The organism is Curtobacterium sp. PhB142 (assembly GCF_004341255.1).
Classification (GTDB): domain Bacteria; phylum Actinomycetota; class Actinomycetes; order Actinomycetales; family Microbacteriaceae; genus Curtobacterium.
Genome location: NZ_SLUT01000003.1, coordinates 93,994 through 116,891, shown reverse-complemented (window position 1 = coordinate 116,891; position 22,898 = coordinate 93,994). Strand labels below are relative to the sequence as shown.

At 71.7% G+C, this 22,898-nt stretch carries 19 protein-coding genes; 13 read left to right on the top strand and 6 right to left on the bottom strand.

Annotated elements, in window-relative coordinates:
* Positions 1-12 precede the first annotated feature (12 nt).
* Positions 13-1,608: an acyl-CoA carboxylase subunit beta gene (locus EDF31_RS06760; RefSeq protein WP_123292198.1), complete on the bottom strand. Its 1,596-nt coding sequence runs from the start codon at positions 1,606-1,608 to the stop codon at positions 13-15.
* 74 nt (positions 1,609-1,682) lie between these two features.
* On the opposite strand from EDF31_RS06760, the gene EDF31_RS06755 reads away from it, so the two are divergent.
* The 4 genes from EDF31_RS06755 to EDF31_RS06740 all read left to right on the top strand — a co-directional run bounded on the left by EDF31_RS06755 (position 1,683) and on the right by EDF31_RS06740 (position 5,837).
* Positions 1,683-2,483, top strand: coding sequence for a biotin--[acetyl-CoA-carboxylase] ligase (locus EDF31_RS06755; protein ID WP_131845631.1), 801 nt, complete (start codon positions 1,683-1,685; stop codon positions 2,481-2,483).
* A 4-nt stretch (positions 2,484-2,487) separates the two neighbouring features.
* A complete protein-coding gene (locus EDF31_RS06750) occupies positions 2,488-3,036 on the top strand; it encodes a PH domain-containing protein (protein ID WP_165901355.1) in 549 nt (182 codons plus the stop codon).
* A 66-nt stretch (positions 3,037-3,102) separates the two neighbouring features.
* Positions 3,103-4,410: a UDP-glucose/GDP-mannose dehydrogenase family protein gene (locus EDF31_RS06745; RefSeq protein WP_131845629.1), complete on the top strand. Its 1,308-nt coding sequence runs from the start codon at positions 3,103-3,105 to the stop codon at positions 4,408-4,410.
* A 41-nt stretch (positions 4,411-4,451) separates the two neighbouring features.
* Positions 4,452-5,837, top strand: coding sequence for a hypothetical protein (locus EDF31_RS06740; RefSeq protein ID WP_131845628.1), 1,386 nt, complete (start codon positions 4,452-4,454; stop codon positions 5,835-5,837).
* Here EDF31_RS06740 and EDF31_RS06735 read toward each other — a convergent pair.
* On the bottom strand, positions 5,804-6,991 hold the full coding sequence (locus EDF31_RS06735; protein WP_131845627.1) for a glycosyltransferase: 1,188 nt from the start codon (positions 6,989-6,991) through the stop codon (positions 5,804-5,806). The genes EDF31_RS06740 and EDF31_RS06735 overlap by 34 nt on opposite strands.
* A 48-nt stretch (positions 6,992-7,039) precedes the next feature.
* Between EDF31_RS06735 and EDF31_RS06730 the strand changes: the two genes are divergently transcribed.
* A complete protein-coding gene (locus EDF31_RS06730; protein WP_165901171.1) occupies positions 7,040-8,263 on the top strand; it encodes a polysaccharide pyruvyl transferase family protein in 1,224 nt (407 codons plus the stop codon).
* Between the two features lie 298 nt (positions 8,264-8,561).
* On the opposite strand, the gene EDF31_RS06725 is transcribed toward EDF31_RS06730, so the two are convergent.
* Positions 8,562-9,578, bottom strand: a complete 1,017-nt coding sequence (locus tag EDF31_RS06725; protein ID WP_131845625.1) for a GH25 family lysozyme — start codon at positions 9,576-9,578, stop codon at positions 8,562-8,564.
* Between the two features lie 108 nt (positions 9,579-9,686).
* On the bottom strand, positions 9,687-10,979 hold the full coding sequence (locus tag EDF31_RS06720) for an acyltransferase (protein WP_165901354.1): 1,293 nt from the start codon (positions 10,977-10,979) through the stop codon (positions 9,687-9,689).
* A 116-nt stretch (positions 10,980-11,095) separates the two neighbouring features.
* Between EDF31_RS06720 and EDF31_RS06715 the strand changes: the two genes are divergently transcribed.
* Together EDF31_RS06715 and EDF31_RS06710 are read left to right on the top strand one after the other, a co-directional pair.
* Positions 11,096-12,958 carry a hypothetical protein gene (locus EDF31_RS06715; RefSeq protein WP_131845623.1) on the top strand — a complete coding sequence of 621 codons (1,863 nt, stop codon included), beginning with the start codon at positions 11,096-11,098 and terminating at the stop codon, positions 12,956-12,958.
* 72 nt (positions 12,959-13,030) lie between these two features.
* Complete coding sequence (locus tag EDF31_RS06710) at positions 13,031-14,062, top strand: lysylphosphatidylglycerol synthase domain-containing protein (protein ID WP_165901173.1); 1,032 nt, start codon at positions 13,031-13,033, stop codon at positions 14,060-14,062.
* A 240-nt stretch (positions 14,063-14,302) separates the two neighbouring features.
* On the opposite strand, the gene EDF31_RS06705 is transcribed toward EDF31_RS06710, so the two are convergent.
* Together EDF31_RS06705 and EDF31_RS06700 are read right to left on the bottom strand one after the other, a co-directional pair.
* A complete protein-coding gene (locus tag EDF31_RS06705) occupies positions 14,303-15,865 on the bottom strand; it encodes a DUF2142 domain-containing protein (RefSeq protein ID WP_131845621.1) in 1,563 nt (520 codons plus the stop codon).
* Positions 15,862-16,347, bottom strand: a complete 486-nt coding sequence (locus tag EDF31_RS06700) for a GtrA family protein (RefSeq protein ID WP_131845620.1) — start codon at positions 16,345-16,347, stop codon at positions 15,862-15,864. The genes EDF31_RS06705 and EDF31_RS06700 overlap by 4 nt, the downstream gene beginning before the upstream one ends.
* Before the next feature lie 113 nt (positions 16,348-16,460).
* On the opposite strand from EDF31_RS06700, the gene EDF31_RS06695 reads away from it, so the two are divergent.
* The 6 genes from EDF31_RS06695 (at position 16,461) to EDF31_RS06670 (ending at position 22,861) form a co-directional block, all read left to right on the top strand.
* Positions 16,461-17,597 carry a 5-(carboxyamino)imidazole ribonucleotide synthase gene (locus EDF31_RS06695; protein ID WP_131845619.1) on the top strand — a complete coding sequence of 379 codons (1,137 nt, stop codon included), beginning with the start codon at positions 16,461-16,463 and terminating at the stop codon, positions 17,595-17,597.
* A gap of 123 nt (positions 17,598-17,720) precedes the next feature.
* Positions 17,721-19,391: a glycoside hydrolase family 6 protein gene (locus tag EDF31_RS06690; protein ID WP_165901353.1), complete on the top strand. Its 1,671-nt coding sequence runs from the start codon at positions 17,721-17,723 to the stop codon at positions 19,389-19,391.
* Positions 19,392-19,744: 353 nt separating this feature from the next.
* Positions 19,745-20,842, top strand: coding sequence for a hypothetical protein (locus EDF31_RS06685; RefSeq protein ID WP_131845617.1), 1,098 nt, complete (start codon positions 19,745-19,747; stop codon positions 20,840-20,842).
* A gap of 9 nt (positions 20,843-20,851) precedes the next feature.
* The gene (gene purE / locus EDF31_RS06680) at positions 20,852-21,364 is read left to right on the top strand and encodes a 5-(carboxyamino)imidazole ribonucleotide mutase (RefSeq protein ID WP_131845616.1); all 513 of its coding nucleotides are present in this window, start codon (positions 20,852-20,854) and stop codon (positions 21,362-21,364) included.
* Positions 21,365-21,576: 212 nt separating this feature from the next.
* Positions 21,577-21,855 (top strand): hypothetical protein, encoded by a 279-nt coding sequence (locus tag EDF31_RS06675; RefSeq protein WP_131845615.1) that lies wholly within the window; start codon positions 21,577-21,579, stop codon positions 21,853-21,855.
* Between the two features lie 250 nt (positions 21,856-22,105).
* Complete coding sequence (locus EDF31_RS06670) at positions 22,106-22,861, top strand: glycoside hydrolase family 16 protein (RefSeq protein ID WP_131845614.1); 756 nt, start codon at positions 22,106-22,108, stop codon at positions 22,859-22,861.
* Positions 22,862-22,898 lie beyond the last annotated feature (37 nt).

Below are 22,898 nucleotides of genomic sequence, written 5' to 3'. Positions count from 1 at the left end.
AGTGCGCACCCATCAGAGGGGGATGTTCCCGTGCTTCTTGGGCGGCAGCGTCGCACGCTTGCCGCGCAGGGCACGCAGGGCCTTGATGACCGAGACGCGGGTGGCGTGCGGCTGGATGATGCCGTCGAGCTCACCGCGCTCGGCCGCCAGGTACGGCGACGCGACGTTGTAGGTGTACTCGTTCGCGAGTTTCGTGCGGACCGCAGCGACGTCCTCGCCGGACTCCTCGGCGCGCTTGATCTCGGCGCGGTAGAGGATGTTGACGGCGCCCTGACCGCCCATGACCGCGATCTCGGCGGTCGGCCATGCCAGGTTGATGTCCGCGCCGAGCTGCTTCGACCCCATCACGATGTACGCGCCGCCGTAGGCCTTGCGCGTGATGACGGTGACGAGCGGGACGGTGGCCTCGGCGTAGGCGTACAGCAGCTTCGCGCCGCGGCGGATGACCCCGGTCCACTCCTGGTCGGTGCCGGGCAGGTAGCCGGGCACGTCGACCAGGGTCAGGATCGGGATGCCGAACGCGTCGCAGAACCGCACGAAGCGGGCTGCCTTCTCACCGGCGTCGATGTTCAGCGTGCCGGCCATGGCCTGCGGCTGGTTCGCGATGATGCCGACGGTGCGGCCCTCGACCCGGCCGAAGCCGATCAGGATGTTCGGCGCGAAGAGCGGCTGGACCTCGAGGAACTCGCCGTCGTCGACGACGTGCTCGATGATCGTCGTGACGTCGTACGGCTGGTTCGTCGAGTCCGGGATCACGAGGTCGAGCTCGTGGTCGGCGTCGGTGGTCTCGAGCTCCGGGGCGACGTCGTAGGCGGGGGCGTCGGACAGGTTGTTGTCCGGCAGGAACCCGATGAGCGAGCGGGCGTAGTCGAGCGCGTCGGTCTCGTCCTCGGCCAGGTAGTGGGCCACGCCGGAGACCGCGTTGTGGGTCTGCGCGCCGCCGAGCTCCTCGAAGCCGACGTCCTCGCCGGTGACGGTCTTGATGACGTCGGGGCCGGTGACGAACATGTGGCTGGTCTTGTCGACCATGATCACGAAGTCGGTGAGGGCGGGGGAGTACACCGCACCGCCGGCCGCCGGGCCCATGATGATCGACAGCTGCGGGATGACGCCGGACGCCTGGGTGTTGAGGCGGAAGATCTCGCCGTACTTGCCGAGCGCGACCACGCCTTCTTGGATCCGGGCCCCGCCGGAGTCGAGGATGCCGATGATCGGTACGCCCGTCTTCAGCGCGTGCTGCATCACCTTGATGATCTTCTCGCCGGCGACCTCGCCGAGCGAGCCGCCGAAGACGGTGAAGTCCTGCGCGTACACGGCGACGTTGCGGCCGTGGATCGTGCCGACGCCGGTGACGACCGCGTCGCCGTAGGGGCGCTTGGCGTCCATGCCGAACGAGGTGGTGCGGTGGCGGACGAACTCGTCGAACTCCACGAAGGAGTTCTCGTCGAGCAGCTGCTCGATGCGTTCGCGCGCGGTGCCCTTGCCCTTGGCGTGCTGCTTGGCGATCGCGGACTCGCCCGCAGCGGTCACGGCCTCGTGGTACCGCTCGCGGAGGTCGGCCAGCCGGCCTGCCGTCGTCGAGAGATCGGGGGTGTCTCCTGAAGTCACCCGCTCACCCTACCGGCGGCGACGTCGGGGCCGGTTGGAGGACCCCCACGGTTCCTGCCCGTACATTTGCGTGCATGTCCACATCCCCGTCGTCGTCGTTCCCCGCCACCAGCGAAGCGGTCCGGTCGACGGGCGCGACCCTCACCGTCCCCGACGAGACCGGCTCGACCAACGCCGACCTGCTCGCCGTGGCACCCGAGCAGCAGCACGGCAGCATGGTCGCGACGCTCCACCAGACCGCGGGCCGGGGACGCCTCGACCGCACGTGGAGCGCACCGGCGGGTGAGGCGCTGGCCGCGAGCCTGCTCGTGCGCGCCGACCTCGCCGACCACGACCGTGGCTGGCTGCCCCTCGTCGCCGGCGCCGCCATGCGTGGCGCGATCGCACGGGTGCTGCCCGCCGGCGCCGACGTCGCCGTCAAGTGGCCGAACGACGTCCAGGTCGCGGGCGACAAGGTGTGCGGCATCCTCTGCCAGGTCGCCTCCGACGGCAGCATCGTGGTCGGCGCCGGCGTGAACCTCACGATCCCCGCCGACCGCCTGCCGACCCCGACGTCGACGTCGCTGCTCGTGGCGGGCGCGGTCGACGACGCCCCCGCGTTGGCCGACGCGGTCCTGTCCGCCTTCCGGGCAGCCGTCCTGGAGGCTGTGGCCGGCCTGGTCGCCGGCGGTCCAGCCGCCGAGTCGGTCCGGTCCCACGTCCGCGCCGCGTGCGGCACGATCGGTCGCCGCATCCGCCTCGAGCTGCCCGACGGCACCGTGGAGGAGGCCGACGCCACCGGCATCGACGACGAGGGCCGCATCACGATCCGGGATCGAGCGGGTGACTCCAGGGGCGTCGCCGTGGGGGACGTCACCCACCTGCGGTATGCATGACGGCATGACCGCCGAGCCGCCGCCCGAACGCGTCGTCGCTCGCCTGCGACCGCACGCTCGTCGGCTCGTGCGCCCGGCGGTGTTCGTCGTGCTGGTCGTGGTCGCCGGCGGGTTCGGGTTCGGGGTGTTCCAGGCGCAGCTGGCGTGGCTGAACGTCGTCGTCGCTGGACTCGTCGTGGTGCTCGTGGTGTTCGGCGGCGCCGTGCCGCTGTTCCGCTGGATGTCCGAGCGGTACGTCGTCACGACCCGGCGGCTCGTCGTCGTGCACGGGCTCGGCACCCGGACCCGGCAGGAGCTCCTGCACTCCCGCGGGTACGACGTGACGGTGCGCCGGCGTGGGCTCCAGGGCGTGTTCCGCTCCGGCGACGTCCTGGTGTTCCCGGGCGACGACCCCGCCGTGGTGCTCGCGGACGTCCCGCACGCCGACCTCGTGGTGGCCGTCCTGCACGACCTGGTCGAGGCGTACGAGGCCCGGCGGCGGCACCGCGAGCCGGACTGGGACGAGATCGTCGGCGGCCCGGACCGACCGCCGTGGGGCGACGTCCGCGCCTGACGCCGCCGCGACACCCTGGGTGCCGGGGTGCTGGAACTCCCACGAGAAACCGGTACCTTCTTCGTCGTGCGTATCTCTGTCATCGGCTGCGGGTACCTCGGTGCCGTGCACGCCGCCTCCATGGCCAAGCTCGGACACGAGGTCGTCGCCGTCGACGTCGACCCGGCGAAGATCGAGCGGCTCGCTGCCGGCGAAGCCCCCTTCTTCGAACCCGGGCTCCCGGAGATCCTGACCGAGGCGCTCGCCTCCGGCCGGATCCGCTTCGCCACCGACATGGCCGAGGTCGCCGGTGCCCGCGTGCACTTCCTCGCCGTCGGAACCCCGCAGAGCCCGACCGGCGCCGCGGACATGACCTACGTGAACGCCGCGGTCGCCGCGCTCACCCCGTACCTGTCCGCCGGCGAGTTCGTCGTCGGCAAGTCGACCGTCCCGGTCGGCACTGCCGCACGCCTCGCCGCCGAGGTTTCCGAGGCCGTGCCCGGGGCGACCCTCGTCTGGAACCCCGAGTTCCTGCGTGAGGGCTTCGCCGTGCAGGACACCATCAGCCCGGACCGCTTCGTCTACGGTGTGCCGGACGGTGACGCCGGGCAGGCCGCCGTCGACGCGCTCGACGAGGTCTACGCCGAGGCGCTCGCGTCCGGCACCCCCCGGCTCGTCGTCAACCTGCCCACCGCCGAGCTCGTCAAGATCAGCGCGAACGCGTTCCTCGCCACGAAGATCTCGTTCATCAACTCGATGGCCGAGATCGCCGAGGTCGCCGGCGCCGACGTCACCGCGCTCGCCGACGCCATCGGCCACGACGCCCGCATCGGCCGCAAGTTCCTCAACGCCGGCCTCGGCTTCGGCGGCGGGTGCCTGCCCAAGGACATCCGGGCGTTCCAGGCCCGGGCGAACGAGCTCGGCGTCGGGGAGTCCCTGGCGTTCCTGGCCGACGTCGACGCCACGAACCTCCGTCGTCGTGCGCACGTCGTCGAGCTGGCGCAGGAGCTGCTCGGCGGGGTCGTCAGCGGCAAGCGCGTCGCGGTCCTCGGTCTAGCCTTCAAGCCGAACTCGGACGACGTCCGTGACTCGCCCGCCCTCGACATCGCTGCGCGCCTGCACGAGCTCGGTGCCACGGTGTCCGCCTACGACCCCGAGGCCGTCGTCACCGCACGTCGCGTGCACCCGGAGCTCGACTTCGTCGAGACGGCGGCGGACGCGCTGTCGGGTGCCGACCTGGTCCTGGTGCTGACCGAGTGGACCGAGTTCCGCGAGCTCGACGCGACCACGGTGGCGTCCCTGGTGTCGAGCCCGGTCGTCATCGACGGCCGCAACTGCCTCGACCGCGACACCTGGACCGCCGCCGGCTTCACGTACCGCGGCATGGGGCGCTGACGCCGATCGTCGCGGATCGGCTCCGGCGGCTGTCCTCCGGCGTGCTGCGTCCCGCCGGGAGACTCCGCGGGCGCGACTGGGCGACCCCGGTCGTGCTCGCCGCCACCCTGCTCGTCCTGACGGCGTCGGTGGCGCGGACGTTCTCGTCGATGCCGCTCGCGAGCGTCGACGAGTCGGCCCACGTCGACTACGTCCTGCGCGTCTGGCACGGCCAGCTGCCGGTCCTGTCCGACGGCATCCGGTTCCGTCCGGGCTTCGGTGGGACACCGCCCGTCCAGTGGGTCGCACAGCACCCGCCGCTCTACTACCTGCTGCTCGCCCCGGTGATGGGCCCGCTCGTCGACGCCGGGCACCCGGTGCAGGCCGTGGTGCTCGGCCGTCTGGCGAACGCCGTGTTCGTCGCCGCGATCGTGCCGGTCGCCGCGTGGGCTGCGGCCAGGTGCTTCCCCGGGGTCGTGCGGCTCCCGGGCACCGTGGCCGTCGTGACCGCGTCGACGAGCGTCCTCGTGGTGCAGGGCGGTGTCGTGTACAACGACTCGCTCGCAGCGCTGACCTGCGCGCTGGCGTGCGGCGTCGCCGGTGCGGCGCTCCGGTCCGGCGTCGGACCGGGGCTCGCCGTGGGCGGAGCGCTCGTGGCGGCGGCCGGCACGACCACCCGCCTGTCGTTCGCCCTGTGGCTCGTGGCGATCGTCGTCGCGTTCGCACTGGCCCGCACGGTCCGGTTCGGCAGGCTCCGCGGTGTCTGGGCCCGCGTCGTCGTCGTGGCGGTCCCGGTGCTCGCCGCCGCAGTCGCCTCCGGGTGGTTCTGGCTGCGGAACCAGGCCCTGACCGGCTCGTTCAGCGGCCGGCCGACCGCCTGGCCCGGGTACACCCCGCGGCCGCACTACTCCGAGGCCGAGGTCGTCTCGATGCTCGGCTTCTGGCGGCAGCTCTTCGCCCTGTACCGCGGCTCGTTGCCGATCGCGAGCCCGCTGCCGTGGGTGCTCCTGCTCGTCCCGGTGCTGCTGTTCGTCGCGGCCCTCGTGCTGCGGCGCCTGCGCCCCTGGGCACCTGCCGACGACGACCGGTGGCCGCGCCGCCTCGTCGTCGCGATGCTCGTCGTGGTCACGCTGCTGTTCGTCGTCGTCGAGATCCGCTACACCGCCGGGGGCGGCGCACCGCTCAACCGGTACACGCTCACGGTGCTGCTGCCGATCGCGTTCGCGATGGCGGCGGGCTTCCTCGCCTGGCGTCGTGCGGCGACGTGGCTCGTGCTGGTGTGGGGTGCCGCGGCCGTCGTGCCGACCTGGTCGCTCGTCCGGTTCGAGGGCTCCGAGCTCGTCGGGCACTCCGGCGCCGTCGTCGTGGTCGCGTTCGCGGCGGCGGTCGTCTGCGCCGCCGGGATGCTGGTGGCCTACGCGATGGCCGCGCGCAGCACCGCCCGGTAGCGCTCGCCGATCCGTTCGGTGGAGAACTCCGCCGCCGACACCACGGCCTGCTCCTGGTAGCGCGCCCGTGCGGCGTCGTCGGTGAGCACGCGCTGCAGTGCTGTCCGCAGCGCGGGGACGTCACCGGGGGGCACGAGGACCCCGGACACGTCGTCCTGCACGACGTCGCGGATGCCGGGCAGGTCGCTCGCGACGATCGCGGCACCGACGGCAGCGGCCTCGAGCAGGGTGACGGGCAGCCCCTCTCGATCGCCGTTCGCCGCGGGGATCGACGGCACCGCCACGACGGTGGCCGCAGCCAGGGTCTCGAGCACCTCGGTGCGCCCGCGCTGGCCCAGGAACGTCACGGGCAATCCGGCGGCCTGCTGCTCGAGCTGTGCCCGGTAGGGGCCGTCGCCGACGACGGTGAGTCGCCACGGCACGTCCTCGCCGAGTCCTCGCAGCGCCTCGATCAGGTTGCCGAAGCCCTTCTTCTCGACGAGCCGGCCGACCGCCACGACGTGGTGCTCCTGGGCGGGGACGCGGGCGCGGGTGTCACGGGCAGGGCCCAGGTCGACGCCCATCGGGATCACGGTCGACCGGGCCTCGGGCACGCCCCACTCGGTCAGCCGCTCGCGCATCTCGGAGTTCACGGTGGTGACGTGCGCCGAGCGGCCGAACACCCAGCGCTTCAGGCGGACCAGGGGAGCGGCGCGGAGGGCGTAGATGTCCCCGCCGTGCGTCGTGACGACGATGGGGACCCCCGGGGCCGCGAGCGTCGCGACGAGCGCCTGCGGGATCGCCCAGTGCGCGTGGATGACGTCGGGCTTCGCGGAGCGGACCACGCGGCGGATCGCGAACCACTGCGCGAGCACCAGGGCCGGCACCTGCACGATGCGCGACCGGCGTTCCTTGAGGTTGTCGAGGATCGCGCCGTCGGCCAGGTCCTCGAACGCCTTCGGGAAGTACGGGAACCGCCGGACGCCGACGTCGCCGATGCGTTCGGTGGTGGCACCGCCCGGGACCCGCGGCGTGAGCACCATCGTGTCGAACTCGAGGGCCTCTTGGTGCGCGAGGTCGAGCACGAACGCCGGCACGCCGTCGTCCGGACGGGCCGGGAACGTCGAGCCGAGGACGAGCAGGCGGGGACGGGCGGAGGGGGTGGGGCGGGACATCGTGCCTTTCCGGGGGTCGCGGGGGACGGTCCGGTAGGCTCTCCACCCGTGCGCGTTCTGATCCACAATAGCGATTCGCCCCACAACCGCGGGGACCGGGCGATCCTCGCCGGCAACGTCGAGCTGGTCCGCAGGCGGTGGCCGGACGCCGAGATCGTCTCCCTGTCGCAGTACCCCGAGCGGGACGCCGCCTGGTTCGGGATCCGGTTCCTGCCGGTCTCGCCGTACAGCACCGGCATCGGCGACCTGTTCGCCCTGCTGCGTGCCGCGCGCAGCGCCGACGTCGTCCTGTGGGGCGGCGGCGAGATCCTCAAGGACTACACGAACAAGCTCGGCCTCGTGTACTGGTTCGGCAAGATGCTGCTCGTCCGCGCGGTGAACAAGAACCTGATCGGAGCCTTCCAGGGCATCGGTCCGACCACCGCCGGCGTCAGCAAGCGCCTGATCCGCGCCACCGTCGACCTGTGCCGCTCGTTCGCCGTCCGCGACGACGAGTCCCGCGAGAAGCTCCTGGCGTGGGGCGTCCGCACGCCGATCGTGTCCTCGTTCGACCCGGCCGTCGTCGGGACCGTCACCACGCCCGACGCCGACGTGCTCGAACGGCTCGAGCGCACCACCGGACTGACCGCCGAGCGTCTCGAGGGCTCGATCGGCTTCGGCGTCCGCCGCTGGTTCCACTACAAGCGCAGCGGCTGGATCCCGTTCCGCTTCCTGCCGAAGCGCTTCCGGCAGACCGGCGTCGACAGCGACAAGCTCGTCACCTACCGCCAGGCCGTCGCCGACCTGGCCGACCGCGTCATCGACCGCTGGGACGCCGACGTCGTGTTCTACCCGATGCACATGGAGGCGTCGGAGGGCGACGCCGCCTTCGCCCGCGAGGTCATCGCCCTCATGCGGCACGCTGACCGCACCCACGTGGTCGAGGCCGACGAGTTCTCGCCGTCCGAGTACGCGGGCCTGATGTCCCGCAGCCGCCTGTTCCTGGCGAGCCGCCTGCACTCCGCGATCGTCGCGACCATCGCCGGCGTCCCCGCCGCGGTGCTCTACTACGTCGACAAGGGCCGGTTGTTCTTCGAGCAGATGGGCCAGCAGGAGTTCTCGAAGCCGATCGAAGCAGCACTCGAGCCGACGTTCGTCGACGACGTGACGGCGCAGCTGGAGCGGCTCGACGCCGACCGCGACGCGGTCCGCGCGCAGCTCGCCGAGGGCGTGGCCCGGATGGCGACCGCGCTCGACGCCGACTTCGCCGAGGCGACCCGCGACGTCCGCTGACATGCGCGGCTCGCGATCGTGAGCCGATGACGGACGGGAGGCCCGTGGCGACACCGCCACGGGCCTCCCGGTCCGTCCGGGCGAAGCTCGCCGGCGCGTGGTGCGTGGGCTGCGCATCGTGCGTGCCTCGTCGTCCGGTGCTGGCTTGCCCGCTTGGTGCGCGGTTGTGTGTCGGCACCGGGCGTGCAACGGCGCACCGGGTGTCGGAGTCCGCACCGTGCGGCGGACGGGAGACACGTGGCGACTCCGCCACGGGCCTCCCGTCCGTCATCCGAACCCGCTCAGGGCGTGACGCGCGTCACTCGGTCTTGGCCGCGAAGCGCTTCAGGTAGGTGATGTTGTTCCGGTAGACGTCCTGGTCACCGGGGAGCACCCCGCTGGACGCCCACTGCCAGAACGTCCACTTCGACCAGCTCCGCCCGAGCGTTCCCGGCGTGGTGAAGTCCTTGACCGGGTAGATCGCGACGAACAGCGGGTTCTGCGAGAACTGGTTGCTGTTGTTCGTGCAGCGCTTCCACCAGTCGGTGGTCGTGTAGATCGCGGGGTAGCGGTGGATCTTCTTGTAGACGGTGTTCGAGAAGTCCTTGATCCAGCTGCGCATCTGGCCCCAGGTCTTGCCGTAGCAGGTGCCCTGGGCCGCGCTGCCGTACTCGATGTCGAGCAGGGGCGGCAGGGTCTTGCCGTCCTTGCTCCACTGCCCGCCGTGCGCGAAGAAGTAGTTCGCCGTCGCGGCGCCGGTCGCCTGGCTCGGCTGCGCGTACACGTAGCCGCCGCGGTACAGGTTCCGCTGCTTGGCGGTGGCGTACTGCTGCTTGTAGGTCGAGCTGACGTACGAAGTGCCCTCGGTCGCCTTGACGTAGGCGAAGCGGGCGCCGTTGCGGTACGCCTGCAGGAAGTTGACGCTCGGCTGCCAGGCGCTGATGTCGAAGCCCTGGACGCGTCCCGGTGGTGGGCCGGAGGCGGTGGCGGCGGAGGAGGTGCTCAGCGACTGGGCGCTCACGCCACCGGCGGCGCTGTCCGGCGCGGTGACCGTGACGTGTGACTCTCCGGCGTGGGCGGCGATGCCGGCCCCCATGGTGTGGTTCCCGGTGCGGTCCATCTCGGCGATGGAGAGCTGGTCGGCCGCGGGTGCGGCGGGTGCAGCAGGTGCAGCGGTCGCGGTGGGGGCGGGTGTCGCCGCCGCTGTCGTCGTCGCAGTCGGTGCCGGCGTGGCCGGGGCGGTCTCGGCGACCGCCGTCCCGCTGCCGAAGGTGATGGCCCCGGCGACGGCGGCAGCGGTGCCGAGTCCGAGGATCGTGGTGATCGGTGCGCGCATGTGGTCTCGTCTTCCCTGTCGAGATGCCGTGGGCCCCTGTATCACCCACGCCGCGGTCCGAGCGATGCTACCTGGCGAGCGACCGTGCTGTCCGCCACGCGCAGGACGTCAGCGCGCGACGCCGCTGCTCGCGTCGGTGGTGGCGCCGTCGCTCTCGACCTCGGGCAGGCGGCCGCGGTGCGAGACCTCGGCCGTGGCGTGCTTCTGCCGGCGGTTCATGAAGTTGCGCTCGACGAGCCACCAGAAGCCGATGCAGATGCCGATCACGACCGGGATCACGACGAACACCATCATCAGGAACTGGTACTTCGGGTACAGGCCGAGGGGCAGGAGCAGCAGGTTGCCGAGGCCCAGCAGCGGGCTGTGGAACAGGTAGATCGAGTACGACACCAGACCGGCGAGCACGAACGGCTTCCAGGCGAAGAAGCGGGCGAGCCAGGTGTGGTTGCCGGTGACCGCCTGGCGTCCCATCCAGGTGAGCAGGATGCCGGCGAGGATGCCGGTGACGACCTCGGACGGCCAGGTCTGGTGCTGCCAGTAGTCGCGGTTGCGGAAGAACACGAGCAGGGTCCCGAGGACCATGGCGCCGACGAACGCTCCGCTCGCCCACCGCGGGCCGCCGAGCTTCGAGCGCTCGCGGACCACGCCGGACAGGTGCTCGTCGCGGGCCTTCACGGTCAGTTCGGCGGCGAGCATCCCCACCGCGAACAGGCCGACGAACCACGGGTGCATGAACGAGTAACGGCTCTCGGCGCCCATCCACATGCCGATCAGGACCAGGCTCGACGCCGTCGCCCACCCGCCGAAGACCCGCCACAGCGGCAGGATCAGCAGCGGCATCAGGAAGTAGATCTGCCACTCGACCGCGACCGTCCACATCGGGCCGTTGATCTTGCCGATGTACTGCGGGAAGAAGTCGTGCACCAGGAAGAAGTGGGTCAGGAACGTGCCCCAGCCCATCGGCAGCTTCGTGTCCCACTGCGTGCCACCCGGCTGACCGAGCACGGGGACGAACAGGATCAGCAGGGCGAACAGCACGAGCGACGCCCAGTACGGCGGGATGATGCGTCGGGCGCGACGCCAGACGAACTTCCAGAACCCGCCGGGCAGACGGTAGCGGTCGAACCGGGTCAGCACCGGCAGCATGAGCACGTAGCCGGACAGCACGATGAAGAGCGGGACGCCGAGGTAGCCCCAGCCGATGATCGGGCGCAGCCAGGGCAGCTCGGTCGGGCCGGTGCCGGTCGTCCCGGTGAAGAGGTACGCGTGGTAGAAGACCACCGCGAGTGCGGCCAGCCCCCGGAGTCCGTCCAGGTAGGGGAACTCGAGTCTGCCGCCGGCGCGGGGCGCGGGGGCAGCGGAGTCGGCTGCGGGTACTGCGGCGCGGGTTTCGGTGGCCAACGATCGTCCTCGTGGTGGTCGGAGCGGGGTCGCAGGCAGTCTCCCACACGCCGACCCGGCGCCGCGATCAGGCACCCTGTGCCTGGTGTTTCGGTTCGGATGTCATGATGAAGCACGTGACCTCGACGACCGCAGCCGCAACGCAGATCACCCACGAGCCCGTCCACCGGCGTTCGGGGTCGGTTCCGAGCCGGTTCAAGCACGTCGTCGCGCCGGTCATCCTGGCGGTGCTCGTCGTCGTGGGCGTCGCGCTCAGCGCCGCTGTGGCGTACCACAACCGCCTCGGCGTGACGAACGTCGACGGCATCTCCTACATGGGCATCGCCCGCGAGTACGCGAACGGTTGGCTGCCCGACGCGATCAACGCCTACTGGTCGCCGATGGTGTCCTGGATGATGGCGCCGTTCATCGCGGCCGGCCTCGGCATGCAGACGGCCTTCGCGGTCGTGAACTGCTTCGCGGTCGCCGTCGTGCTCGGCATCGGTGGCTGGCTGGTGTGGTCGCAGAACCACCGCATCGTGCCGGCCGTCCTCTTCATGGTCACCGCGATCCCGGCGCTGATGAGCGCGGTGTCGGTGCAGACCCCCGACCTGCTCGTCGTCGCGTGGGTCGTCGGCTACCTGTGGGCACTCCGGTGGGCCGACCAGGCGCTGCACGGTTCGACGCGGTCGCGGCTGGTCTCCGGCGGGGTGCTCGGCGCGGTCGCGGCCATCGGGTACTTCGTGAAGCTCTTCCTGCTGCCGGTGGCGGTCGGCGCGGTGATCCTGTGGCTGCTGCTCCGGGTCTGGTCCGCACGACGCCGTCGTGAGCCGGTGCTGCACTGGTGGACGTCGCCCGTGGCCACGATCGTGGTCTTCGCCGTCGTCATCGCGCCGTGGGTGGGCGCCCTGACCATGAAGTACGGGTCGCCGACCCTGGGCTCGTCGCTCTCGGTGAACATCGGGTCGAAGTTCGACGACGGCGGGCGCGCGACCGACTGGCCGTTCCTGCCCGTGCCGCCGAACTCGCACGCGTTCTCGCCGAACGAGGACTTCACCCCGTCGGTCTACAAGCAGGGCCCGATGGACAACCCGGATCCGTCCGTGGTGCCGCCGACGACCGAGTCGACCACCGAGGACACCGCGCCGAAGGTCACCAAGGACTCCGGCATCGCGGCCCGCGCCGGCTACTACCTGCACGAGCGCATGCTCGCGCTGCCCTACTACCTGCAGAAGATCAGCACGTTCGCGCCCTTCGCGGCACCGATCGCCCTGCTCTTCGCCGCTGCCCTGGTGATCGGCGTGGTCCGGTTCCGCCGGTACGCGTTCACGTGCATCGTCGCGGCGACGACCCTGGTCTACTTCGTCGGCTACGGCATGATCACGTCGTCGTCGAGCGGTGGCGGGAACGCGCGGTACTACTGGCCGCTGTTCTACCTGACGGCGATGATCGGCGCGCTCATGCTGCCGGCCGTCTGGCGGTTGGTCCGACGACGCGGCGTGGTCCGGACGATCGTGGCGTGCGTCGCGATCGCCGTCGTCCCCGTGGCGTCGTTCACGCAGAACTGGATCGGGTCGCCGGCACCCTTCTACCCGTCGGTGAACCGCACCGAGGCGCTTCGTGTCACCGGACCGACCGACGTCCCCGAGATCGTGCGGCTCGCCGACCAGATCCGGGCGAGCGGGGCCCTGCCCGAGGACGCCACCGTCATCGGCTCGAACTACCGGTCGCTGTCCTCGTTGGCGTTCCTGACCGACACGCGTGTGTACGGTCGCTCAGGTCAGGGCTACACGTACCACTCGGACGCGATGCGCAAGCTGTTCATCGACGAGGGCGTGCAGTACTTCGTGCAGTTCGACCCCGCCAACGCGCCGGCACGCGACTACTCGATGGCCGGGAAGCTCGTCGGCACGTACAACGCGACGATCTCGTGCAGCGCCGACCGGTCCACCGATCCCGAGATCCCCTGCCGCGTCCAGATCGTGAAGTTCGCGAAGTAGCCGCTGCTCCAGGGAGCGCGCCACGCCAGCGTCTACGATGACCTGGTCCCGAAGCCCGGCAGGAGACCACGTTTGTCAGGAACCACCAGCGACACCCCCGCGCCCGAGGGGAAGCGTCCGCCGACCTGGCGACGGTTCCTCGGCAAGGCGATCCCCATCGTCTTCTACGTGCTGCTCGCGGTCTTCCTCGTGCTGTACGTGCGGAGCGTCGACTGGGGGCAGCTCGCCGGGCTGGACTGGCAGTGGGGCTGGGTGATCCTGGCGACCGTGATCAGCCTGGGCTTCCGCTACTGGGGCGTCGGCATCTGGTTCTACCTGCTGCGGCGGCTCGGGGCGACCGGCCTCAAGGGCAGCGGCGTCACGCTGACCTACGTGTACGCGAAGTCCTGGATGGGCCGCTACATCCCCGGCGCCGCGACCTGGATCATCGGCAAGGTCTACTTCGCCTCGAAGCACGGCGTCTCGAAGGCCCGGCTCGGCGTGAGCGGCCTGCTCGAGGGCGCGCTGCAGATCGCCGCCACCCTCGCCCTGGCGCTCGTCCTGCTGCTCATCGACCCCCGCACGCACGCGCTCAGCCCGTGGCTCATCGCGCTGATGATCGCGGCGTTCGTCGCCTGCGTCGTCTGCCTGATCCCGCGGGTCTTCGTGTTCCTGATCGGCATCGCGCTGAAGATCCTGCGCCGCAAGCCGCTCGAGGCCGACGTCCGCCCGAACCTCGGCACCGTCCTCGGTGGCGCCGGCCTCTACGTCGCCGGTGCGATCCTGTCGGGCACCGCGTACTACTTCATCACCCTCGGGGTGTACCCGTCGCTGAAGCTCAGCGACGCGGCGTTCGTCATCGGTGCCGCGAGCATGGCCTCGGCGATCAGCATGCTGGCCGTGTTCGCCCCCGGTGGCCTCGGCGTCCGCGAGGGCGTGCAGGCCCTGCTCCTCACCCTCGTCATGCCGCCGGGGATCGCCCTGGTCGTGGTCGTCGTCACCCGCGTGTGGAGCCTGGCGGTCGACGGCCTGTTCCTGCTCTGCGCCGCAGCACCGACCTGGTTCCGCCGTGGTCGTCCGACCGACGACCCGTCGGCCGTCGAGGGCAGCGCTCCCGCCGCCTGACGCGCACTTCGTGAGCAGGAACGGTCGGGTCCGCGGTGCGCGACCCGACCATTCCTGCTCACCATCCGGGGGCACGCGACGCGCGTGACGACCGAGCCGGGAGGTGGGCCCCACCAGCCGGTACCGGCGCACCGCGCCAGCGGGGTGACGGCCGAGCCTGGAGGGACGTGCCAGCTGGCACCGGGCCTCCCGTCCGTCTGGTGGGGCGTCCACCCCGTCAGCCGCGCGCCCGACGTGTGGTCACGACGCGGGGGCGGCCACCCGACGGTCGGCACGGGCGACCTGGACGACCTGGACGACCGACGCGACCAGGCCGACGGCCACCAGCGCGACCACGGCAACGAGCACTGCGGGCGGCACCGGCCCGATCTCCGTGTAGCGGAGCAGTCCGCGACCCGTCACCGGGAACAGGGCGGCGTTCCAGAACCACGCCGACGCCACCGCGAACCCGTACACGCCCACCGCGGGCAGCAGGACGGCCAGCGCCACCGCGACCCACGAGCGTGCGCGTCCGGCGGGCACCAGGCGTCGCCAGGCCAGGGCGCTCAGGACGATCAGGCAGACGATCGCGGGGAAGTAGTAGCGCCCCTGGGTCGCAGCGACCTCGGTGGTGGTGAGGTACGAGTGCGCGCTCGTCCGGTTCTGGATGCCGATGAGCAGCGCCGGGAACACCGCCAGACACAGGGCCACCCGTAGGTCGGGTCCGCGCCGGAACGCCCAGCCGACGAGCACGACGAGCGCGATGACCGTCAGGACGGCCGTGAGCAGGTCGCCCATGCTGACCTGTGCGCGACCGCCGAAGCTGCCCCAGAACGTGCGCGCGAGCGTGCCCCAGCTGACGTCGAGGAAGTGCCCGAGCGTCGGGTGCTCGCCGGGCGGGAAGTCCTTGGGCGGACGCATCGCCGTGTAGCCGTTCGGCTGGATCCGGCCGTAGGCGAACCAGTTGTGCACCCACCACCACGCCCCGATGCCACCGGACACGGCCATCGTCACCACGGTGCGGACCACCCGTTGCCGCAGCGACAGCACCCCGGCGCCGGCGAAGAGCACGACCACCGCCACGAACGGCACGGCGGGCAGTCCGGTGCCCTTGATCCAGACCAGGGCGCCGAGCACCACCGCGAGCGCGATGGTGGTGCGCCACCGGGTGTCACCGGTGAGCAGCCGGGTGGCGAGCCACACGACGATCCCGGCGACGAGCAGGACGGGGGCGTCGTTCGAGAACGAGGAACCGATGGACGCGAGCTCGGGCGTCGCGAACACGGCGAGCCCACCGACGAGCGCGGCCCGCGGCGACCGGGTCACCCGGCGGACGGACGCCCACGCCAGCAGCGGCAGTGCGGTGACGGCGAGGACGTCGGCGAGCCGCAGCGCGGTGAACGCCCGGTCCCACCGCAGGTCACCGAAGTCCACGGCACGGAGCACGGCGGCACCGGCGAGGTAGGCGGTCGGCGGGTGCTGGGTCATCTGGTTGACGGTCGACGACGGCCCGGGGGCGTTCTGCAGCAGCTCGCTGACGGTCGACCACTCGCTGGACGGCTTCGTCGCCTGCTCGACCTTCGCGGCCTGCACCGCGTTGGTGACGTACAGGTCGCCCGGGGCGGCCCAGGCGTCACCGAGCGCGACGTGCACGGCGGCGTCGATGTGCGCCGTCTCGTCCGGGGCCTCGAAGACCGGGACGATCAGCGCCCAGGCGACGAGCCACAGGCCGAAGGTCGCCGTGACGACGGCGATCGCCACACGCTCCCAGCGGGCGGTGCGGGGTGGTGCGGTGGTGCTGGTGGTGGTCTCGTGGGCCGTCACCCGGTCGAGTCTAGGGCGCGCCCCTCGGGTGAGACGTCCGCGGCCGCGGGCTCGGAGCCGGTCCGCTCGGGGTGGTACACCCACACCTTGTAGAGCCAGAAGCGGAACACCGTGCCGAGCACCAGGCCGACGATGTTCGCGACGTTGTCGGCGAATACCGACGTCAGTCCCATCACGTAGTGGGACACCCCGAGGCACGCGAGCGCGATGACCATGCCGCCGAGCGAGACGACGACGAACTCGATGCCCTCGCGGGTGGCGACGGCACGGCGCTGCTCGCGGAACGTCCAGTACCGGTTGCCCATCCAGTTGACGAAGATGGCGACGACGGTGGAGACGACCTTCGCCCAGAACGGCCCGGAGTGCACCTCGTCGGGGTTCAGGACGGTGATGCGCAGCACGTTGAACACCGTGGTGTCCACGACGAAGCCGACGGCACCGACCACGCCGAAGCGTGCCAGTTGGGCAATGAGGCGCCGCACGTGCCCTCCAGGATCCGTAGAGTTGTCACGGGCCGTGCACAGCGCGACCCGAACAGCGATTGTAGACAACGCGTTCACCCCGGACGGTGTGAACGCCGGAAGGATCACACAGCATGGCGTTGCGCGTCGGGGTCATCGGTGGGGGACAGCTGGCACGGATGATGGTGCCGGCGGCCGTCGAGCTGGGGATCGACATCCGGGTCCTCGCCGAGGGTCCGGGCATGTCGGCCGCCATCGCCGCCACGGCCGAGGGCGACTACCACGACGCCGCGAGGGTGCTGGCGTTCGCCCGCGACGTCGACGTGGTGACGTTCGACCACGAGCACGTGCCCCAGGACGTCCTGCGCGCCCTGGTCGACGCCGGCGTGGCCGTCCGCCCCGGACCCGGTCCGCTGGCCGTCGCCCAGGACAAGATCACGATGCGCACGAAGCTCTCCGAGCTCGGCCTGCCGGTGCCGGACTGGGCCGCGGTGCACGACCCCGACGAGCTCCGGGCCTTCCTCGACGAGCACGGCGGCCGCGCGGTCGTGAAGACGCCCCGCGGTGGCTACGACGGCAAGGGCGTGCGGGTCGTGTCCGACTCCTCGGACGTCGACGACTGGTTCATCGCCGTCGCCGAGGCCGGCGGCGGGCAGGCGCTGCTCGCCGAGGAGCTCGTCCCGTTCACCCGCGAACTCGCGCAGTCCGTCGCCCGCCGCCCCTCCGGCCAGGTGGTCGCGTGGCCGCTGGTCGAGACCGTGCAGCGCGACGGTGTCTGCGCCGAGGTCATCGCCCCCGCGCCCGACAGCGCCGGACGCATCGCCGACGTGACGGAGTCGATCGCGGTCCGGATCGCCGAGGAGCTCGGGGTCACCGGGGTCCTGGCCGTCGAGCTGTTCCAGACCGCCGACGAGCGCATCCTCATCAACGAACTCGCGATGCGACCGCACAACACCGGTCACTGGACGATCGACGGTGCGACGACGAGCCAGTTCGAGCAGCACCTGCGTGCCGTCCTCGACCTGCCGCTCGGTGCCACCGGGTCGTTCGCCCCGGCTGCCGTGATGATCAACGTGCTCGGCGGACCGGCCGACGGCGACCTCGCCGCCCGGTACCCGGCCGCGCTCGAGGCGTTCCCCGAGGCGAAGTACCACTTCTACGGCAAGGCCCCCCGACCCGGTCGGAAGATCGGGCACGTCACGGTGATCGGCGACGACGTCGACGACGTCGTCTACCGGGCACGCGCGGCCGCGGCGCACTTCGACGACTGACGAGCGGGTGTCGGCACTGCTGCCGACACCCGCTCGGGTGCCACCCGCACTGGCGGCTGGCCGCCAGTGCGGGCGCATGGTGCCATGGACGGGTCAGGGGTCCGATCGTCCAGGGGAGTGTCCATGCGCCGCCGTCCGCGCCGTGTCGTCGTCTGCAGCGCCGCCGTCGCACTCACCGCCCTCGTCGGCGGGCTGCTGCCCGTCGCGTTCGGGTCGAGCGCCACCGCCGCGACGTCCGCGACGACCATCCGCTCCGCATCGGCTGCGTCGCTGTACGGTGCCGGTCCGTACCGGTCGCCCACGAGCGAGGCAGCGAAGGCGGCCACCGCGCTCGCCGCCTCGGACCCCGCTGGTGCCGCCGCGGCGTCGACCATCGCCCGGTACCCCGTCGCGACGTGGCTCGGCGAATGGACGCAGGGGACCCAGCTGACCAAGACGATCAGCACGGCGGTCTCGGGCGCCGAGCAGTCCGGCACCACCCCGGTGTTCGTGCTGTACGCGATCCCGGACCGGGACTGCGGCGGGTACTCCGCCGGCGGGTTCTCCGAGGCCTCCTACGACGCCTGGGTCGACCAGGTCACCGCGGCACTCGCCGGACACCGCGCCGCCGTGATCGTCGAGCCGGACTCCCTCGCGATGCTCAGCAACGCGAAGTGCAGCACCACGCTCGACGACCAGCGCTACCGGATCCTGTCCCGTACCGTCGCCGGGCTCACCGCCGCCGGGGTGCCCGCCTACCTCGACGCCGGCAACTCGAACTGGGTGCCGCCCGCGACGATGGCTGCACGCCTGAACAGTGCCGGCGTGCAGCGGGCCCGCGGGTTCTTCACGAACGTCGCGAACTACTACCCGACCGCCCAGGAACAGGCCTACGCGCAGAAGGTATCCACTGCGACCGGGGGATCGCACTACGTGATCGACACCTCGCGGAACGGACAGGGCTGGCGTGGGACCTGGTGCAACGGCCCCGGCGCCGGACTCGGCACCTCGCCCCGGGTCGCCACCGACGGCACCGCACTCGACGCCCTGCTGTGGGTGAAGACCCCCGGCGCGAGCGACGGCACCTGCAACGGCGCCCCCGCCGCGGGCAAGTGGTGGTCCTCCTACGCCCAGGCACTCGTCGCGAACGCCCGGCTCGGGGTGCCCGCGGCCGACCTCGCGCCGCAGGGATCGCTCGAGGTCGTCGCCGGCACCGGCGGCGGCGTCCGGGTCCGGGGATGGGCCTTCGACGAGGACGACCCCACGCAGCCCGTCCGGGTCCGTGCCACCGTCGACGGCGTCGCCGCGGGAGCCGTGACCGCCGGACTCCGCCGCACCGACGTCGACGCCGCCGCGGGCGTCGGGGCGACCCACGGCTTCGAGGCCGTCGTCCCCGCTGCCGCCGGCGCTCGCCGGGTCTGCGTGACCGCGGAGAACATCGGCGCCGGGTCGGACACCACGCTCGGGTGCGCCACCGTCCGCGCCTTCCGGCACGACCCCTACGTCGCGCTCGAGTCGGTGACGGGGAAACGGGGCGGCATCAGCGTCCGTGGCTGGGCCTTCGACGGTGACACCGTGTCCTTCGCCAGCACCGTCGCGATCACGGTCGACGGCAGACGGGTGACGTCGTTGTCGGCGGGACGCGTGCGCGCCGACGTCGACCGGACGTGGGGCTCTGGCACGAAGCACGGCTTCGCCGGCACCGTCGCGCTCAAGGCCGGCAAGCGGACCGTCTGCGCGGTCGCGCGGAACACCGGCACCGGGAAGGACCGGAAAGCGAGCCCCTGCCGGACGGTGACGGTGGCGCGGCGCTGAGCGCTCGGGCCCGTTCCGCTGGCAACCCCGCACCGTGCGAGGTGCGAGGTGCCCGTGCTGCCGTCGCACGGTGCGGCACTGCTCAGTCGGTACGAGGTTGATCGCTGGGTGCGGTCATGCAGGCTCGCACGGAGCGGTCAGCGACGACAGGAGTGGGGAACGGGGCACGGTGCTCGCCTGTTCTCCTCCCTGCGCACGGTGCGGCACTGCTCAGTCGGTGCGAGGTTGATCGCTGGGTGTGGTCATGCAGGCTCGCACGGAGCGGTCAGCGGGCTCCCCGGCGACGAACTCCGCACGGTGCGCGTCCGATCACTGCGTGTGAGCCAGGTCGCCCGGTGCGAGAGGATGGGCACATGCCGCGTGATCTCGTCCGCCGGGCCGCTCGTCGACTCCGCCGGGTCGTCGCCGGGACGCCCCCCGTGCCCGTTCCGCTGCCGGTCCTCGGCTACGTCGTCGCGGGCGGTGACGGCGCCCACCCCGCATCCGCCCACGTGCGCGTCGTCCGGCGCACCGAGCACCTGGCGGCCAGCGGCACGGCCGAGGTCCGCCAAGTCGACCCCGTCGCGTTCGTCGACGGGGTCGACACGACGTCGTACGCCGCCGTCCTGGTGCAGCGCGACATCCTGCCGCGCGACGCCGTGCAGCCCTTCCTCGCGGCGGCTGCGGCCCGCGGCGTCCGCGTCGTCGGCGAGGTCGACGACGACTTCTTCACCGAGTCCGGCCGCCAGCGCCTCGCCCGCGCCGAGTACGACCCGGACCGCCTCGCCTCGATCGACGCACTGGTCCGCGGTGCCGACACGGTCGTCGTGAGCACACCGGAGCTGGCCGAGGTCGTGCACCCGGTGGCCCGCGACGTCACGGTCGTGCCGAACGCCCTCGACCCGGGGCTGTGGACCGCCGGCGCGACCGAGGACGACGACGATCGTCCCGGAGCAGAGCACCGGGTGCTCTACATGGGCACGCTCACCCACGCCGCCGACCTCGAACTCCTGCGCGACGTCTTCACCGACCTGACGACCACCGACGGCACGCCGATCCGGCTCGAGGTCATCGGTGTGACCGACGAGGGCGGCGCCGACTGGTTCCGCCGCGTCGAGGTGCCGGACGGCCACTACCCGGCGTTCTCCCGCTGGCTCGTGGCGCACCGGGAGCGCTGGCGTGCCGGTGTCGCGCCCCTGCGTGACGAGGAGTTCAACCGCGCGAAGAGCGACCTGAAGTTCCTCGAGTACACCGCACTCGGACTGCCAGCAGTGGTCTCGGACCGGCCCTCCTACGCCGTGGCGCGGGCCCACGGGGCCGTCGCGGTGCCGGACGACGTCGGCGCCTGGCGTGGTGCGGTGCGCGCCGCTGTCGAGCGCGGGACGGCCGACGAACGGGCGGTCCGGTGGGTCACGGGGGAGCGCACGATCGGCCGTGACGACGACGCCTGGCGCCGCGTGCTGCTCGGCTAGGCTCGTCGCGTGACCGACACCGACGCACCCGTCCAGCCGCTCGTCTCGATCATCATGGGGTCGGACTCCGACTGGCCGACGATGCGCGCTGCGGCCGACATCCTGGCCGAGCTCGGCATCCCGTTCGAGGCGGACGTCGTGTCGGCGCACCGCACGCCCGACAAGATGACCCGGTTCGCCCGCGGCGCCGCCGAGCGTGGCATCCGCGTCGTGATCGCCGGTGCCGGTGGCGCCGCGCACCTGCCGGGCATGGTGGCCTCGATGACGACGCTGCCCGTCATCGGTGTCCCGGTGCAGCTCGCACGCCTCGACGGCCTCGACTCGCTGCTGTCGATCGTGCAGATGCCGGCCGGCATCCCGGTGGCGACGATGGCGATCAACGGCGCCGCGAACGCCGGACTCCTCGCCGCGCGGATCATCGGCACCTCGGAGCCCGCGGTCGCGGCTCGCCTGACCGATTACGCCGACGGCCTCGAGCGACTGGTCGAGGAGAAGGCCGCGCGCCTGCGCGACTCCCTCTAGCGTTCCGCGCGCCTGCGCGACTCCCTCGAGCGTTCCGCGCGGGTGGCCCCGGGACCGTCGAACGGGTTCCCGCCGTTCAGGACGCCGTACGCGATCGCGTTCGTCCGGTCGGCGCAGGCACGGTCGAGCGTCCGCGTCGCTGTCCGGACGGCCTCGCCGGTGATCGGTCGGCCGCATTCCTCGCATCGGGTCATGCGCGCTACGGTACCGCCATGCCCGCTCGTCTCCGTCGCCACACCGCCACCCTCGTCCTGGTCGGTGTCGCGGTCGTCGCCGCCGTGGTGTGCGCCGTCGCCGCACGGGGTGCCGGCCCGGTGTCCTGGCGGATCCGAGGCACGGACGAGCACGTCGTCGCGACGAAGTCGCAGTTCGACTCGTGGCTCCTGGCGTCGCACGTGGCCGAGGTCGCAGCGGTGGTCGCGGTCGTCGCTGTCCTCGCCGCGGTCGTCACCGCCGTCGTGTCGTCACGCCGCCGTCGCACGCGGGTCTGAACACCACCGCCTGCCGGAGCCCACGAGCCGCCGGCAGCCCCAGAACGGGGGACGCAACAGGGCGCTGATCAGCACTTCTTCGACGTAGACGGAACGTTCTGCAACCCCCGCGTACTGGGGATAAAGCGGTTCTGTCAACCCCGCGCGCGGGCTGCATTTCGCAACTACGGTGAACGGCGGGTGGTCGAGATCCGGCCGCCCGGCACCCACGGGAACGGGTGCGAACCGTCACGTCAGGGAGTGACAGCTCATGCAGAAACGTGCAACCAAGCGGGCCGCACTCACCGTCGTGCTCCTCAGTGCCGCACTCGTCGCTGGACCGCTCGGCACGGGAACCGCAGCGTCCGCCAGCTCGGCACCGATCGGGAGCGTCGGGAACTTCAAGCAGACCTTCCGCGAGAACTTCAGCACGGCGGCGGCGGCCAAGGGGAAGTTCGCCACGACCTACGCGAAGTCGTGGCAGCCCTACCCGGACGGCACCGGGGGCATGTACTACTCGGGCGCCCAGATCAGCTCGCACAACGGGTACATGGACGTCAAGCTGGACGGCAAGCACGGCGCTGCCGGCACCTTCGGCACCCCGTCGGGTGCATGGGGGCACACGGGCGGCAAGTTCATCGTCCGTGCCAAGGCGACCGGCGGCAACGGGAACGGCGCCGCGTTCATGCTCTGGCCGTCGTCCGACAAGTGGTCGGACGGCGAGATCGACTACCCCGAGTCGAACTTCGAGCAGCAGCCGATGCTGCACCACCACTCGATGACCCCCGGCCAGGAGGTCAACGCGACGAGCCTGAGCACCGGCGTCTCGTGGCGGTCGTGGCACACGTACTCGATCGAGTGGATCCCGGGGAAGTCGGTGCGCTACCGCCTCGACGGCGAGGTGATCAAGACGATCACGAAGCACGTGCCGAAGACCGCGCACCGGTACATGTTCCAAGTGGGCAACTGGGGCGCCACCGGTCACCTGTACATCGACTGGGTCAGCACGTACACGTACAAGAAGTGACGTGCACCTCCGAGAAGTGACGGGACGCCCGCGTCGG

What these genes read in the sequence shown, in the direction of transcription:
- EDF31_RS06755 (WP_131845631.1), top strand. Translation starts at nt 1,683, where the DNA reads ATGTCCACATCCCCGTCGTCGTCGTTCCCCGCCACCAGCGAAGCGGTC.
- EDF31_RS06750 (WP_165901355.1), top strand. Translation starts at nt 2,488, where the DNA reads ATGACCGCCGAGCCGCCGCCCGAACGCGTCGTCGCTCGCCTGCGACCG.
- EDF31_RS06735 (WP_131845627.1), bottom strand. Translation starts at nt 6,991, where the DNA reads ATGTCCCGCCCCACCCCCTCCGCCCGTCCCCGCCTGCTCGTCCTCGGC.
- EDF31_RS06725 (WP_131845625.1), bottom strand. Translation starts at nt 9,578, where the DNA reads ATGCGCGCACCGATCACCACGATCCTCGGACTCGGCACCGCTGCCGCC.
- EDF31_RS06695 (WP_131845619.1), top strand. Translation starts at nt 16,461, where the DNA reads ATGGCGTTGCGCGTCGGGGTCATCGGTGGGGGACAGCTGGCACGGATG.
- EDF31_RS06690 (WP_165901353.1), top strand. Translation starts at nt 17,721, where the DNA reads ATGCGCCGCCGTCCGCGCCGTGTCGTCGTCTGCAGCGCCGCCGTCGCA.
- EDF31_RS06685 (WP_131845617.1), top strand. Translation starts at nt 19,745, where the DNA reads ATGCCGCGTGATCTCGTCCGCCGGGCCGCTCGTCGACTCCGCCGGGTC.
- EDF31_RS06675 (WP_131845615.1), top strand. Translation starts at nt 21,577, where the DNA reads ATGCCCGCTCGTCTCCGTCGCCACACCGCCACCCTCGTCCTGGTCGGT.
- EDF31_RS06670 (WP_131845614.1), top strand. Translation starts at nt 22,106, where the DNA reads ATGCAGAAACGTGCAACCAAGCGGGCCGCACTCACCGTCGTGCTCCTC.